Raw genomic sequence first — 11,836 nt, forward strand, 5'->3', positions numbered from 1 at the left:
GAACGCCAGGTGGTGGACAAATGCTGTGCGTGCTCCGCCCTGCGTTTAACGGCGCTTAGCTACATTAGAAGCTTTATCATTAGTTGGAAATAATCATGGATGATATTTTCTTCACGGATTGGCAGGCCCTGCTGCGGGTTGCTGTATCTGCGGTGCTGGCCTATATCACCCTGGTGGTCTTGCTGCGCATTTCCGGGCGTCGAACCTTGGCGAAGATGAATGCCTTCGATTTGGTCGTGACGGTGGCACTGGGATCGGTTCTGGCCAGTATCATCCTCAGCAAGAGCGTCACGCTTTTGCAGGGCGCCTTGGCACTGGCGCTGCTCATTGGCATGCAGTACGCCGTGACCTGGTCGAGTGTGCGAGTAGGCTGGATACGCCGGCTGGTAACTGGAGAGCCGGCCCTGCTGTTCTATCAGGGGCGGCACCTCTTCGGTGCCTTGCGTAAGGCGAGAGTGACGGAAGATGAACTGCAGGCGGCGGTGCGCTCAGCGGGATTGATCGACATGAGTGACGTACAGGCCGTGGTGCTGGAAACCGATGGGTCATTCAGCGTCATGGGTAAAAACACGATCGCTGAGCAATCCAGCCTTGATGACGTCAAGGTGCCGGGTAGTCAGTTCGAGTCACCGCAAGGGCCTTGAAGAAACGCCATGGCTAACCGCACCACGCTAGCCGTATGTTCACTCAATGGGATAATGGCATTGGCGATATCCGTCAGCTCGATCCAGGCCGTTTCCATGGCATCATCCGCGGCCTCGGGAACGCCCGAACGATACTCGCAAAGCACCGCGGTCAAGACGAAGTGATGTTTCACCTGTCCCTCTTCTCGTCGAACGACATCGATCGTGGTCAGATAATCCCGGGCGGCGGAACGGATGCCGGTTTCTTCCGATAATTCACGCACCGCGCATTCGAAAACGGTTTCTCCCCATTCGATACGCCCACCGGGAAATCCCCAGAGCCCTGCATCCGGCTCGTTCCTGCGTCGCACGAGCAGTGCTTCTTGTCCACGAATGACGACCGCCAGGGCCGCGGGCGTGGGTGCCGTGTGCATATCAAAGGCCTATTTGTTGAAGAAAGAGAGGAAAGGCCCTGGGGTCGAGAAGGCCGGTGATCAATACACCCCCGATGGCGCCGCCCAGGTGCGCCTCGTGGGCCAGGCCGCCGACCTGATCGGGGCCTCGCTGTTTCATCGCGTAGAGTGAGATCGCCACGAAGCCGATGGCGAAGACAATTGCCGGAATAGGAATGGCAAAGAAGAGATAGAGCATTCTGAACGGCGCATACAAGCAGAAGGCGAACAACACCCCGGTGATGGCGCCAGAGGCGCCCACTGCCGAGTAACGAACGTTGCCGCGTTGAACGATCAGGGATAAGCCATGGGCCGCCAGTTCCGAGCCGAAATAGAGCATCAGATAGCGGATCGGGCCAAGCGCCATCTCCAGCCAGGGGCCGAAGAAGTAGAGGGTGAGCATGTTGACCAGCAAGTGGGCGCCATTCACATGCACGAAACCGGCGGTCACCAGCCGATACACTTCGCCATGGCGCAAGATGCGTTCCGGACGAAAGGCCAGGCTAGCGATGAGCTGGGGGCGGCTTCTCAGGACATAAATACTGATGACGACATTGACGATAAGCAGCGCCAGGGTGATCGGCGTCTGGGTCAGGTCCAGCATGAGTAGGTCTCCGCGGAGTAGGACTTCGGTGCCATCATGGTGTCAGATTGTGAGGGTGCGGTCTTGTGAGTATGTTGAAGATACCTTCTTTGAGTATTTGTTCGCACTGGAGTCGCTTATGCATTGGGGCCGCAAAGGATGGGTTTTCGGTATGCTGCTGATCACACTGGTGGCCTGCGCCGACGACAGGCCCGCCGAGGTACCTCTGTCGATACTGGCATTGCAACAAGCGGCTTACGAAGATAAGCACGTTGCTACCCAAGGAGTGGTGCGCACCTTCGAGACACCGCGCCATTACTGGATCGAAGACGATGGTCTGAATCGGGTGGAGGTGCTTCCTCAGGAGCGAATCGCGCCGTATCTAGGTAAGCGGGTGCGCATCATCGGTCGGTTCCATTATGGGCAGAATGAAGGACGCAAGCTGGAAATAGAGCGGATCGAAGCGCTCGACGACGCACAATAATCTAGCCTGACGACAGGCTTATGTGAGGAGATGATCATGAGTGAAGCATTGGTGGCCCAGAAAGGGCCCTATGCCGTGGATGTGACGGCAGGGAAACGCTACGCCTGGTGTGCCTGCGGGCGCAGTCAAACCCAGCCGTTGTGTGACGGCTCCCATAAAGTTACTGATCTCAAGCCGATCGTCTACAAGGCCGAGAAGGATGCCACCGTATATTTCTGTGGTTGCAAGCAGAGCGGCAAGGCGCCGTTGTGTGATGGCACGCATGCGGCCTTGTAGAAACGCGAAATGCCCTTCTCAGGGGAAACACTTGCCAGTGCATCGCCGTGCCGTCAGGATTCGTGATCCGTAGCCCTTTTGATAACGAGCATAAGGAGATTGATGATGACCCAAGCAAGCGCGCGCCACATCCTGGTCGATAGCGAAACGAAGTGTGAAGAACTCAAGACGGAAATCGAGAACGGTCGCGATTTTGCCGAGGTGGCGAAAGAGCATTCGACCTGCCCATCAGGCCGTAGCGGTGGCGACCTGGGTACCTTCGGCCCGGGCCAGATGGTGCCCGAGTTCGATAAGGTAGTGTTCAATGGCGATCTGAACACCGTGCATGGCCCGGTGAAGACCCAGTTCGGCTACCACCTGCTGGAAGTGACCAGTCGCTCCTGACATTAGTATCGTTCTTCACGCAAAACGCCTGACCCTAGGGTCAGGCGTTTTGCGTTCATGGCGTGACGCCAGGATCAGAAATCATTCCACTCGTCGATCTCTTCCTGCGGAGTATGTTTACTCGGGGCTGCTTTTTTGGCAGAAGAGAGAGGGGGGGAGACTACTTTCTGATTGGTTGTAGTTCGCTGCTCGGATGGCGCATCGTCACCCAGCACGAAAGAGTCGATCAAATCGTTAAGACGCTGGGCATGACGGCGCATGTCGGCGGCAGCACTCGAGGACTGCTGGACCATGGCGGCGTTCTGCTGGGTCATGCTGTCCATCTCCATCACCGCCGTGTTGACCTGACCGATACCGCTGCTCTGCTCCTTGGTGGCAGCGCTGATCTCGCCGATCACATCGGTGACTCGGGCGACGCTGGCGACGATCTCCTGCATGGTCTGGCCGGCGTTGCGCACCAGTTCGGCGCCCGACTTCGTGTGCCCCGACGAGGCATCGATCAAGGTACGAATCTCACCGGAGGCATCGCTGGAGCGACTGGCCAGGGTACGCACTTCCTGGGCGACCACGGCGAAGCCACGGCCATGCTCACCGGCCCGGGCGGCCTCCACCGAGGCGTTGAGTGCGAGGATGTTGGTCTGAAAGGCGATCGCATCGATCATGGTGATGATCTCGCCGATCTTGCTGGACGACGTATTGATGTCCTCCATGGTGCGCTCGACCTGATTCATGACGCTTTCGCCCTGGCGCGCCACGTCGGCGGTGGACTGCACCAGTTTGTTAGCTTGCTGAGCGGAATCCGCGCTGTGGTTGACCGTGGAGGTGATCTCCTCCATGGAGGCGGAAGTCTCCTGCAGGTTGGCGGCGGCCTGCTCGGTACGCGACGCGAGTTCCTCGCTACCTTGGGCGATATCGCCGGCGGCCCGGTTGACACTGCGGGTGCTGGCGCGTACTTCCTTCAATGTGTCTTGCATGCGTTCGACGAAGGCATTGAATTGACGAGCCAGTTCACTCAGTTCATCACGTCCTTTGTCGTCCAGTCGACGAGTCAAATCCCCTTCCCCTGCGGCGATATTGCTCATTGCCGTGGTGGTACGCTGAATCGGGCGAACTATAGTGCGTGATAACCAGAGCGCTAGTGCCAAGCCAACACCCATTGCCAGAGCGGCAATCAGTAGCGCCGAGTTGCGCGCCAGCGTGGAAGCGGCCACATAGGTTGAACGGTCCATGGCGATCTCGACCACACCGATGGGCTCCCCGGCATAGTCTTTAATGAGTGAGCCCATCACCGCCACTGGCTTATCGGCAAAGACGGTGTAATAAATTGGACGCTTACCGTTCAAGGCAGCCTGCTGGATGGCTGCGGGTAGTAACGATTGCTCACCCAGCGTTGAAGCGAAAGGAACCAAACCTTCTTTCCTCAGGATTTGAAGACCTGCTTCCACACCATATTGTTCACCAAAATTTTCGAAGAAGGACTGTCCGAAACTCATGCCGAACTCAAGAGAGCCAACATGCCCTCCTTGATGAAACACGGGTACCAGGCCGCGGATACCCAGGCCGGCCACTCCTAGGTCCAGACCGGAAACAGGTTGCTTGGAGCGGTTGGTCTCGATAATGGTCGGGCGAAGATCGCTGAGATCGTCACCGAACTTTTCGGGTTTGTGCACACGTAGAAAGGAGGTGGCCGGTGGCAGATGAAACTGGAATTGTTTGACGCCATAGCCTTCACTCAGCGCCTTGAAGCCGGGCTGAAAAAGTGCGGCCAATCGATCACGTTGTCCATTGGCCAACGCCTCTTGCACCTCGGGGACTCCCGTCACCAAGGTGCTCATCGTGGTAGCCAATCGGGCTTCGGCGTCCAGCGCTGCTGTAAGACTGCCATGCAGGGCAGAAAGCTCTCGATGCTCGGCTTCCTGAATGACCTTGTCTATGCGATTCAGCAGAAAGGGCACGATGATGGCAATGGCCAGTAAAAGAACGATTGCAAAGCCGGCGGTAACGCGCAGCCCGATGGAGTAATTGTTGAATCGCATGTCATTGGTCTCTTATAAGGCGCTAACGACACCTAGCCAATAGTCACGCCAGGCGTCACCTTCAGTATTCCTTGCTCCTCTATCGGCGCATCGAGCTGCGCCTTTAACGTGGCTATCCCGCCTTGCATGCCGCTTCAAATCAGAAGGCAAGACGTGACCCCGAGCCCCCGACCGTTATACTTAGTCCCAATCACTAGGCGGTAGCGACAGGAGAGAGTGTGAAGGGGAACAAGAATTCGACTGGCCATCAGGCCGGCATGGGCAGGGGACGAGTATTATTACTTCTCGTGTTTATGGCCTACCTCGGTATGGCGCTCTACCAAACGTTCAAGCCGTTACCAGAGGGAATCGATGTGGCATCGCCCTTGAGACCGGCACAGGAGGTCGCCTTCCTTGGCGATACCACCTATCTGGATAAGTGGGGTAAACGCCAGTTGGATCATGTCATCTTCGATGAGATCCTGCGCCTGATCGGCCAGGCCAATCGTCTTGTCGTGCTGGACATGTTCCTGTTCAACGACTTTAGCGGGGCGGCTACCGGTGATTTTCGACCGTTATCCGCCGAGCTCACCCGCGCCCTGACACAGCGCAAGGATCAAATGCCGGGGCTTGAGGTAGTGCTGATCACCGATCCGCTGAATACTGTGTATGGCGGTCTGGAACCGGATCATCTCAAGGCGCTGCGTGCGGCGGGCATCAAGATCGTGATGACGGATCTGACCGAGCTACGCGCTTCCAATCCCGCCTGGTCGGGATTCTGGTATTGGTGTTGCAGCTGGCTTGGCAACAATAATAGGGATGGCTGGTTGCCCAATCCCTTGGGCGAAGGCGAGGTTACTCTGCGCAGTTATCTGCAACTGCTCAATTTCAATGCCAATCACCGCAAGACGCTGGTAGTGGATTCCGGGGAAAGTTGGGTGGGTCTGGTGACCTCGGCCAATCCGCACGATGCCAGCAGTGCGCACGACAATGTTGCGCTACGCTTTCAAGGGCCGGCGGCAATCGATTTGCTTGCCACCGAACGAGCGGTGGCAGCGATGTCCGGTAGCCGCATCGACTTCGGTACGCCGGTCATAGAGGAGCCGGTCGAGGGTGACGGATCGCGATTGCAGATTTTGACCGAGTCTAGAATCGGCAATGCGCTACGCATCGCTATCGACAGCGCGGAGCCTGGCGACAGGATCGATATCGCCGTGTTCTATTTTTCGCATAGAGAGCTGTTGGCATCGGTAGTGGCCGCTCATGAGCGAGGAGTGCGCATTCGGGTGCTTCTTGATCCCAACAAGGATGCCTTCGGTATCAAGAAGAACGGCATTCCCAATCGTCAGGCCGCAGCGGATCTTCACCGGGCCGGGGTGCCGGTACGCTGGTGTGCGACCATGGGGGAGCAGTGCCATGCCAAGCTGTTTCTCAAGCGTTCACTCAGCGGGGATGCAGCTCTAATCCTGGGGTCGGCCAATTTCACTCGGCGCAATCTCGACAATCTCAACCTGGAGACCAGTGTGCGCTTGAAAGGCAATGCTCAAACACCGGCTATCATTGATGCAGCGAGCTACTTTGCCCGCTATTGGCGTAACAGTCAGGGAAGGCTGCACAGCTTGCCTTATTCGATTTATGCCGACCCATCCTCGCCTCGCTATTGGCTGTACCGTCTCATGGAGAGCACGGGGTTATCGACGTTCTGAGGGGGGGGCGTTTAAAAGATGTATTAGGCATGATTCTGCGATAACTGGTATAGGTTAGAAAGCAGGATTTTTTTCAGCGAAGGTTTTCAGCATAAGGAGCGCGCTATGAGAAGCATTATCTACATCGTGGGGTTGATCGTCATTGTACTGTTCATTCTCAGCTTTTTAGGATTGCGCTGAATCGTTCTCTGTCGATACACTTCCTTCAAATGCCGTTGCCGGTTGGTTCCTCCCGGCGCGGCATTCTTGTTTTAAAGCGTTTCTTTTTTCAAGAGATGCTTCCGACGAATTCAAAGAGCCGTTCACGGCGAACCTTCTTCGTCGGCAGGGTCTAATACTCGAACGCACTCACCGAGCCAAGGCTTCGTTATGCTCACTACTCTTCAGCAATTCTTCAATCGTGCCCTGGCCATGCCCGAACAGGAGGAGGGTCGTCATCTGACCCTGGAGCTGGCCACGGCGGCACTATTTTGCGAAATCGTGCGAGCTGACTACCAGCATGATCCTCGGGAAATGGGACTCCTGAGAACAGTGCTGCAGAAACGCTTCAACCTCGATGATGCTGCGGTAGATGAACTGATGCAGCTCGCCGACGAAGAAGCCGAACAGGCGGTGGATCACTTTCAGTTCGTGCGCCTGGTCAACGATCATTATGACTACGACGACAAGGTTGCGCTGGTCGAGTTGATGTGGCGGCTCGCCTACGCCGATGACGACCTGGCCGCCTACGAAGAGCACCGCATTCGTAAGCTCGCGGACCTGTTGTTCGTGCGCCACAGTGACTTCATCCGGACCAAGTTGCGGGTGCAGGAACGACGCGGCGATGCAGATTCATAAGCGAAGAGCCCCGCGGTTTTGCCTTATCACTTTGCTGGATGCTTGTCGCGATCATTGTGACGGTCCTCCGGCGCCATATGCCAAGGCAGCTTTGCTCGGGCACTGCGCTCGAGCTCGGCGATGACCTGTGCTCCGAGCAATAGAATGACGGCGCCTATCTCCAGGCTCAATAACACGACGATGAGGGTTGCAAGGGATCCATAGATGACGTTGACGAAAGAAATGTTGGCGAAATAGTAAACCAGAATGAAGCGGGTGATTTCCCACAGTAGCGCAGCGACGAAGCCGCCTATCAGTGCGCGCATGGGAGAGATACGCACCACCGGCATGATCTTGTAGATGGCGCTGAACAAGCCGAACATGCCGACGAAACTTAGCAGATTGAGCAATGCCTTGGATATTAACGGAGAATGCAGTTCGAACCCGAAAAGCATGAGAAGCAGTTCATTGAAGGCATTGGCGATAGCCACCAGCAGGGTCAGGGCCAGAAGTCCCGAGCCCAGCATTATCATGAATAAATAGGGTAGCAGCACTGATACCCAGACACGTCGATGGGTGGGAATGTTGGGTTGGTGAAAGATCAGGGAAATCGAATCTTCGATCATGCGAAAGGCGAAGGAGCTGAAAAACAGCAGAATCAACGTTCCGACGATACCCACCACGTCTCGAGATTCCAGTAGTGCCCTCACCGCCCCGAGGAGTATGTCGGCGTGGGCCGGGGCCAAATGGCCCGCTTGTATCGAAATGATCCCCAATAGGCGCTGCTCATCGACGACATGCGTCAACAGCACCGATAGCACGGCAAACAAGGGAATGGCCGAGAGCAGTATGTTGTAACCCACGCCTCCGGCGAGCAGGATGCCTCGGTTCTTGAAGAAAGCGGCCAACACTCGGATAGAGAAGCGATACAGCTGGGGCGCGATCACGATCAAACGTTCTTTGCCACGTTCCCGTTTACTCATGTGTCTTCCTAATGTCCATTCGTCGTCCTATCACAGCGAACATGCCCTCATGAGCATAGCCATTGTCTGGCGTATCCACATGCGCTCGACCGTGCGCGATCTTACTTAACAATCCTTCCCGCGGCATCAAAATGACGGCTATGTTATCGCGTCGATTAAAGTTGTCGTCCGGTCTGCCGTTATAGCCTAGGAGCGCCTTTTGAAAAGGTGTCTCCCATGCGCTGTTCAAAGGAATTGCGGCTCGCCACCAACGGAAGAGATCGATGACCGACGACTATACTGGCTATGCCCCAACGCTGGTCGCCTTGTCCTTACTCGTCGCCGTCATCGCGTCGTTGGTAGGGTTTCATCTGGCGGCGCGCGTGCGTGGCAGTCGCGGCCTGGCGCGAAGACTGTGGTGGAGTGGCGGGTCTCTTGTCATGGGGCTTGGCATTTGGTCGACGCATTTCATCGGCACACGTGCCATCTCAGCCACCGCCGACTTGTCGCAGGATCTCTGGCTGACACTGACATCCTTGGCATTTGGTGTCCTGACCTCGGCGCTCGCTTTGGCCATCGTTCAAACGCGCTGGCTGTCCTTGTGCAAGTTGCTGATCGGTGGAAGTGTCATGGGGGTGGGTATCGCCTTCCTGCACTATGTCGGCATCGGTGCCTTGCGTGTCGAAGGTACGGTTTCCTACGATCCGATGCTGTTCATGCTGTCCATCGTGATTGCGGTAAGCGGCTCGATGGGAGCGTTGTGGCTCAGCTTTCGTCTGACACCGGAAAAAAGACGCAAAGTACCGCTGTGGCAAATTAGCTTAAGTGCCTTGATCATGGGTGTGGCGATTGCCGGGATGTTTTATACCGCGGTAGCCGCCGCGCAATTCCCGCAGCAAGACGTTGCTACCGAAATCGGCGCTTCCGCCTCGGACCGGCTAGCCTTCACCATCGCTTTCATGACGATCGGGATCATGCTCATCGTGCTGATTCTGTCGATCCATGATGCCCACCTCTCGTCAGGCAATGCTCGTCTGGCAGCGTCTTTACGCAAGGCCAATTATGAATTGAAAGCGTTGGTGTCGCGGGATCCGCTCACCAGGCTTCCCAATCGTTTGTTGCTCGAGGATCGACTCGATGCATTGTTGACTCGAGGCAAACCTGGGGCAGGGAATGAGTTTGCCGTATTCTTCGTCAATCTGGATCGCTTCAAGACCGTCAACGATTCCCTGGGCCACCATGTCGGTGATGAGTTGATCCAGCAGGTTGCCTCACGGCTGCAGGTCGCAGTGCGCGACTCCGACATGCTTGCGCGGGTTGGCGGGGACGAATTCATCATCGTCAGCGCTGAAAATACCGGCCGTGCACAAAGCGCCAAGATTGCAGAACGTATCATGAGCTCGTTGGGCAAGGCGTTTCAGATCGACAATAATCTCGTGCGTATCACGACCAGCATCGGTATCAGTCTCTATCCGTCCGATGGGCGCGACAAACATGCGCTTATGATTCACGCCGATGCCGCAATGTATTTTGCCAAGGATGCGGGACGCAATAATTTCAAGTTCTTCGAGCCTGGCATGATTTCCGCTACCGAGAGGCGTGCGCGCCTCGAAAATCGATTGCGTGACGCCATCGAAAATGACGCCTTGACCTTGGCCTATCAGCCCAAGGTCAATGTGATCACCGGGGAGATAGCGGGAGTGGAAGCTTTACTGAGATGGCACGATGCAGGGCTTGGCAATGTGCCACCGGACGAGATCATACCCATCGCCGAAGAGAGTGGGCTGATTCTACCGATCGGGGAGTGGGTACTGAAGACCGCCTGCCAACAATCGATGGATTGGCATGCCCAAGGGTATCCACTGCTCAAGATGGCGGTCAATCTGTCCGCCATCCAACTCAACAACAAGAACTTCGTGAGTGTGGTCAAGCGTGTGCTGAGCGAGACGCAGTTGCCGCCGCATTGTCTTGAACTCGAACTCACCGAAAGCGCGATCATGCAGAACCCCGACCGGGCATCGATGATCCTGCTGCGTTTGCGTGAGCTGGGTGTCATGCTTTCCATCGACGACTTTGGCACCGGCTATTCCAATATGGCGCAACTCAAGCGTTTTCCGATTAGCTGCTTGAAGATCGACCGCTCCTTTACCTCAGGGGTGAATTCCGATCTTCAGGATGCCGCCATCGTCAAGGCGGTAGTGGCGTTGGCCCACAGTCTGAACCTGGAGGTCGTCGCCGAAGGCATCGAGACTCCAGAGCAGTTGGCATTCATCCGCGATATCAAGGGCCAGCAGTACCAAGGCTACTTGTGTAGCAAGGCTCTCTCTTCCGACGACTTTCAGGCGTTCCTGCAGAGTCGCTACCCGGTGAATGCTTAATCGTTTCCCGGCCTCGGTCATATCGTCGTAACGCCTTCCCATCCGGCGCCTATTGTCCGTCTCCTTCTATCCTCGATCGTCTATCGGGCACAATGACTGTCTGTTCAGTCTATCAAGAGAGGAGATCGGCCATCATGATCGTCAATTGCGTGGCTTACCAGGAAGGTCGCAAGCTTGGCGACATCAAGACATCCGAAATAGCCGATTACGTGAACCAACCCGATTGTTTTGTCTGGGTGGCATTATGCGATCCCGAACCGCAGGAGTTAGCGACCTTTCAGGAGGTATTCGAGCTGCATGAATTGGCCGTGGAAGATGCGCTGCACGGTCAGCAGCGACCCAAGGTCGAGGAGTATGATGCCGCGCTATTCGTTTTCATGCGCATTCTCGAGGCCAGGGACGATGGGATAGGCGAGGGCGAAGTGTCAGTCTTTGCCGGAGCCAATTATGTGCTCTCGGTTCGCAGTCACACGCATCAGGGCTTTGTCGGGGTGCGTACCCGCTGTGAGCGCGAGCCGCATCTGCTCAAGCAGGGGCCGTCCTTCGTGCTCTATGCCTTGATGGACGCCGTCGTTGATCGTTATTTCCCCATAGTCGACGCCCTGGAGGCGGAGCTTGAAACCATCGAAGAGCAGATCTTCGTCAAGGAGACCGCCCGCACCAATATCGAGCGGCTTTATCAGCTCAAGCGCAAGGCCATGACGCTCAAGCATGCGGTAACGCCTCTTGCCGAAGCAACGGTGCATCTATTCGGTGGTCGCGTCCCGGCATTGTGCGTCAATTCTCAGGAATACTATCGTGATGTCTATGACCACCTGCATCGCATCGAGATGGCGGTGGACACCATTCGCGAGACCATCGTCACTGCCATTCAGGTCAATCTGTCGATGGTGGCCATCGATGAAGGCGAGGTGCACAAGGCACTGGCTGCCTGGGCCGCGATCTTCGCCGTGGCGACGGTGCTGGCGGGCATCTGGGGAATGAACTTCGAGCACATGCCGGAACTTGACTGGAAGCTCGGCTATCCGTTGGCGTTGGGTCTCATGGGGATTGCCTGCGGCGGGCTTTACTATCGTTTTCGCAAGGCAGGCTGGTTATAGCACAAATGTTCGATGAGTGAAATCACACCGCCCAGTAAAGCGAAAATCTGGTGTAGG

General features: G+C 56.3%; 12 protein-coding genes. 8 read left to right on the forward strand and 4 right to left on the reverse strand.

Annotation, left to right across the window (positions count from 1 at the left end):
• The first annotated feature begins 95 nt into the window (after nucleotides 1-95).
• Nucleotides 96-644, forward strand: coding sequence for a DUF421 domain-containing protein (locus ACPF7Z_RS06430; protein ID WP_425192389.1), 549 nt, complete (start codon nucleotides 96-98; stop codon nucleotides 642-644).
• On the opposite strand, the gene ACPF7Z_RS06435 is transcribed toward ACPF7Z_RS06430, so the two are convergent.
• The gene (locus ACPF7Z_RS06435; RefSeq protein ID WP_425192390.1) at nucleotides 617-1,057 is read right to left on the reverse strand and encodes an NUDIX hydrolase; all 441 of its coding nucleotides are present in this window, start codon (nucleotides 1,055-1,057) and stop codon (nucleotides 617-619) included. The genes ACPF7Z_RS06430 and ACPF7Z_RS06435 overlap by 28 nt on opposite strands.
• Nucleotide 1,058: 1 nt before the next feature.
• Complete coding sequence (locus ACPF7Z_RS06440) at nucleotides 1,059-1,679, reverse strand: rhomboid family intramembrane serine protease (protein WP_425192391.1); 621 nt, start codon at nucleotides 1,677-1,679, stop codon at nucleotides 1,059-1,061.
• Between the two features lie 151 nt (nucleotides 1,680-1,830).
• Between ACPF7Z_RS06440 and ACPF7Z_RS06445 the strand changes: the two genes are divergently transcribed.
• From ACPF7Z_RS06445 to ACPF7Z_RS06455, 3 genes are all read left to right on the forward strand, one after another.
• Nucleotides 1,831-2,142 (forward strand): hypothetical protein, encoded by a 312-nt coding sequence (locus ACPF7Z_RS06445; RefSeq protein ID WP_425192392.1) that lies wholly within the window; start codon nucleotides 1,831-1,833, stop codon nucleotides 2,140-2,142.
• A 36-nt stretch (nucleotides 2,143-2,178) separates the two neighbouring features.
• Nucleotides 2,179-2,418: a CDGSH iron-sulfur domain-containing protein gene (locus ACPF7Z_RS06450; RefSeq protein WP_425192393.1), complete on the forward strand. Its 240-nt coding sequence runs from the start codon at nucleotides 2,179-2,181 to the stop codon at nucleotides 2,416-2,418.
• 105 nt (nucleotides 2,419-2,523) lie between these two features.
• On the forward strand, nucleotides 2,524-2,802 hold the full coding sequence (locus ACPF7Z_RS06455) for a peptidylprolyl isomerase (protein WP_425192394.1): 279 nt from the start codon (nucleotides 2,524-2,526) through the stop codon (nucleotides 2,800-2,802).
• Nucleotides 2,803-2,876: 74 nt separating this feature from the next.
• Here ACPF7Z_RS06455 and ACPF7Z_RS06460 read toward each other — a convergent pair whose 3' ends face one another.
• The gene (locus ACPF7Z_RS06460) at nucleotides 2,877-4,838 is read right to left on the reverse strand and encodes a methyl-accepting chemotaxis protein (RefSeq protein ID WP_425192395.1); all 1,962 of its coding nucleotides are present in this window, start codon (nucleotides 4,836-4,838) and stop codon (nucleotides 2,877-2,879) included.
• A gap of 218 nt (nucleotides 4,839-5,056) precedes the next feature.
• On the opposite strand from ACPF7Z_RS06460, the gene ACPF7Z_RS06465 reads away from it, so the two are divergent.
• On the forward strand, nucleotides 5,057-6,523 hold the full coding sequence (locus ACPF7Z_RS06465) for a phospholipase D family protein (RefSeq protein ID WP_425192396.1): 1,467 nt from the start codon (nucleotides 5,057-5,059) through the stop codon (nucleotides 6,521-6,523).
• Nucleotides 6,524-6,892: 369 nt separating this feature from the next.
• The gene (locus ACPF7Z_RS06470) at nucleotides 6,893-7,360 is read left to right on the forward strand and encodes a TerB family tellurite resistance protein (protein ID WP_425192397.1); all 468 of its coding nucleotides are present in this window, start codon (nucleotides 6,893-6,895) and stop codon (nucleotides 7,358-7,360) included.
• 26 nt (nucleotides 7,361-7,386) lie between these two features.
• Here the strand turns inward: ACPF7Z_RS06470 and ACPF7Z_RS06475 are convergent, their stop codons facing one another.
• On the reverse strand, nucleotides 7,387-8,322 hold the full coding sequence (locus tag ACPF7Z_RS06475) for a YihY/virulence factor BrkB family protein (protein ID WP_425192398.1): 936 nt from the start codon (nucleotides 8,320-8,322) through the stop codon (nucleotides 7,387-7,389).
• A 263-nt stretch (nucleotides 8,323-8,585) separates the two neighbouring features.
• Here ACPF7Z_RS06475 and ACPF7Z_RS06480 point away from each other — a divergent pair, with 263 nt between their 5' ends.
• Together ACPF7Z_RS06480 and corA are read left to right on the forward strand one after the other, a co-directional pair.
• Entirely contained in the window at nucleotides 8,586-10,679 is a 2,094-nt protein-coding gene (locus tag ACPF7Z_RS06480) for a putative bifunctional diguanylate cyclase/phosphodiesterase (protein ID WP_425192399.1), read from the forward strand.
• Between the two features lie 134 nt (nucleotides 10,680-10,813).
• Complete coding sequence (corA, locus tag ACPF7Z_RS06485) at nucleotides 10,814-11,779, forward strand: magnesium/cobalt transporter CorA (protein ID WP_425192400.1); 966 nt, start codon at nucleotides 10,814-10,816, stop codon at nucleotides 11,777-11,779.
• The last annotated feature ends 57 nt before the right edge of the window (nucleotides 11,780-11,836 follow it).

It is taken from the genome of Halomonas sp. GXIMD04776 (assembly GCF_049808615.1).
GTDB lineage: Bacteria > Pseudomonadota > Gammaproteobacteria > Pseudomonadales > Halomonadaceae > Modicisalibacter.

Bases quoted from the DNA above. Each gene is read 5' to 3' on its own strand.
- ACPF7Z_RS06455 (WP_425192394.1), top strand. From the start codon at position 2,524: ATGACCCAAGCAAGCGCGCGCCACATCCTGGTCGATAGCGAAACGAAG.
- ACPF7Z_RS06480 (WP_425192399.1), top strand. From the start codon at position 8,586: ATGACCGACGACTATACTGGCTATGCCCCAACGCTGGTCGCCTTGTCC.
- ACPF7Z_RS06430 (WP_425192389.1), top strand. From the start codon at position 96: ATGGATGATATTTTCTTCACGGATTGGCAGGCCCTGCTGCGGGTTGCT.
- ACPF7Z_RS06475 (WP_425192398.1), bottom strand. From the start codon at position 8,322: ATGAGTAAACGGGAACGTGGCAAAGAACGTTTGATCGTGATCGCGCCC.
- ACPF7Z_RS06470 (WP_425192397.1), top strand. From the start codon at position 6,893: ATGCTCACTACTCTTCAGCAATTCTTCAATCGTGCCCTGGCCATGCCC.
- ACPF7Z_RS06440 (WP_425192391.1), bottom strand. From the start codon at position 1,679: ATGCTGGACCTGACCCAGACGCCGATCACCCTGGCGCTGCTTATCGTC.
- ACPF7Z_RS06435 (WP_425192390.1), bottom strand. From the start codon at position 1,057: ATGCACACGGCACCCACGCCCGCGGCCCTGGCGGTCGTCATTCGTGGA.
- corA (WP_425192400.1), top strand. From the start codon at position 10,814: ATGATCGTCAATTGCGTGGCTTACCAGGAAGGTCGCAAGCTTGGCGAC.
- ACPF7Z_RS06445 (WP_425192392.1), top strand. From the start codon at position 1,831: ATGCTGCTGATCACACTGGTGGCCTGCGCCGACGACAGGCCCGCCGAG.
- ACPF7Z_RS06450 (WP_425192393.1), top strand. From the start codon at position 2,179: ATGAGTGAAGCATTGGTGGCCCAGAAAGGGCCCTATGCCGTGGATGTG.
- ACPF7Z_RS06460 (WP_425192395.1), bottom strand. From the start codon at position 4,838: ATGCGATTCAACAATTACTCCATCGGGCTGCGCGTTACCGCCGGCTTT.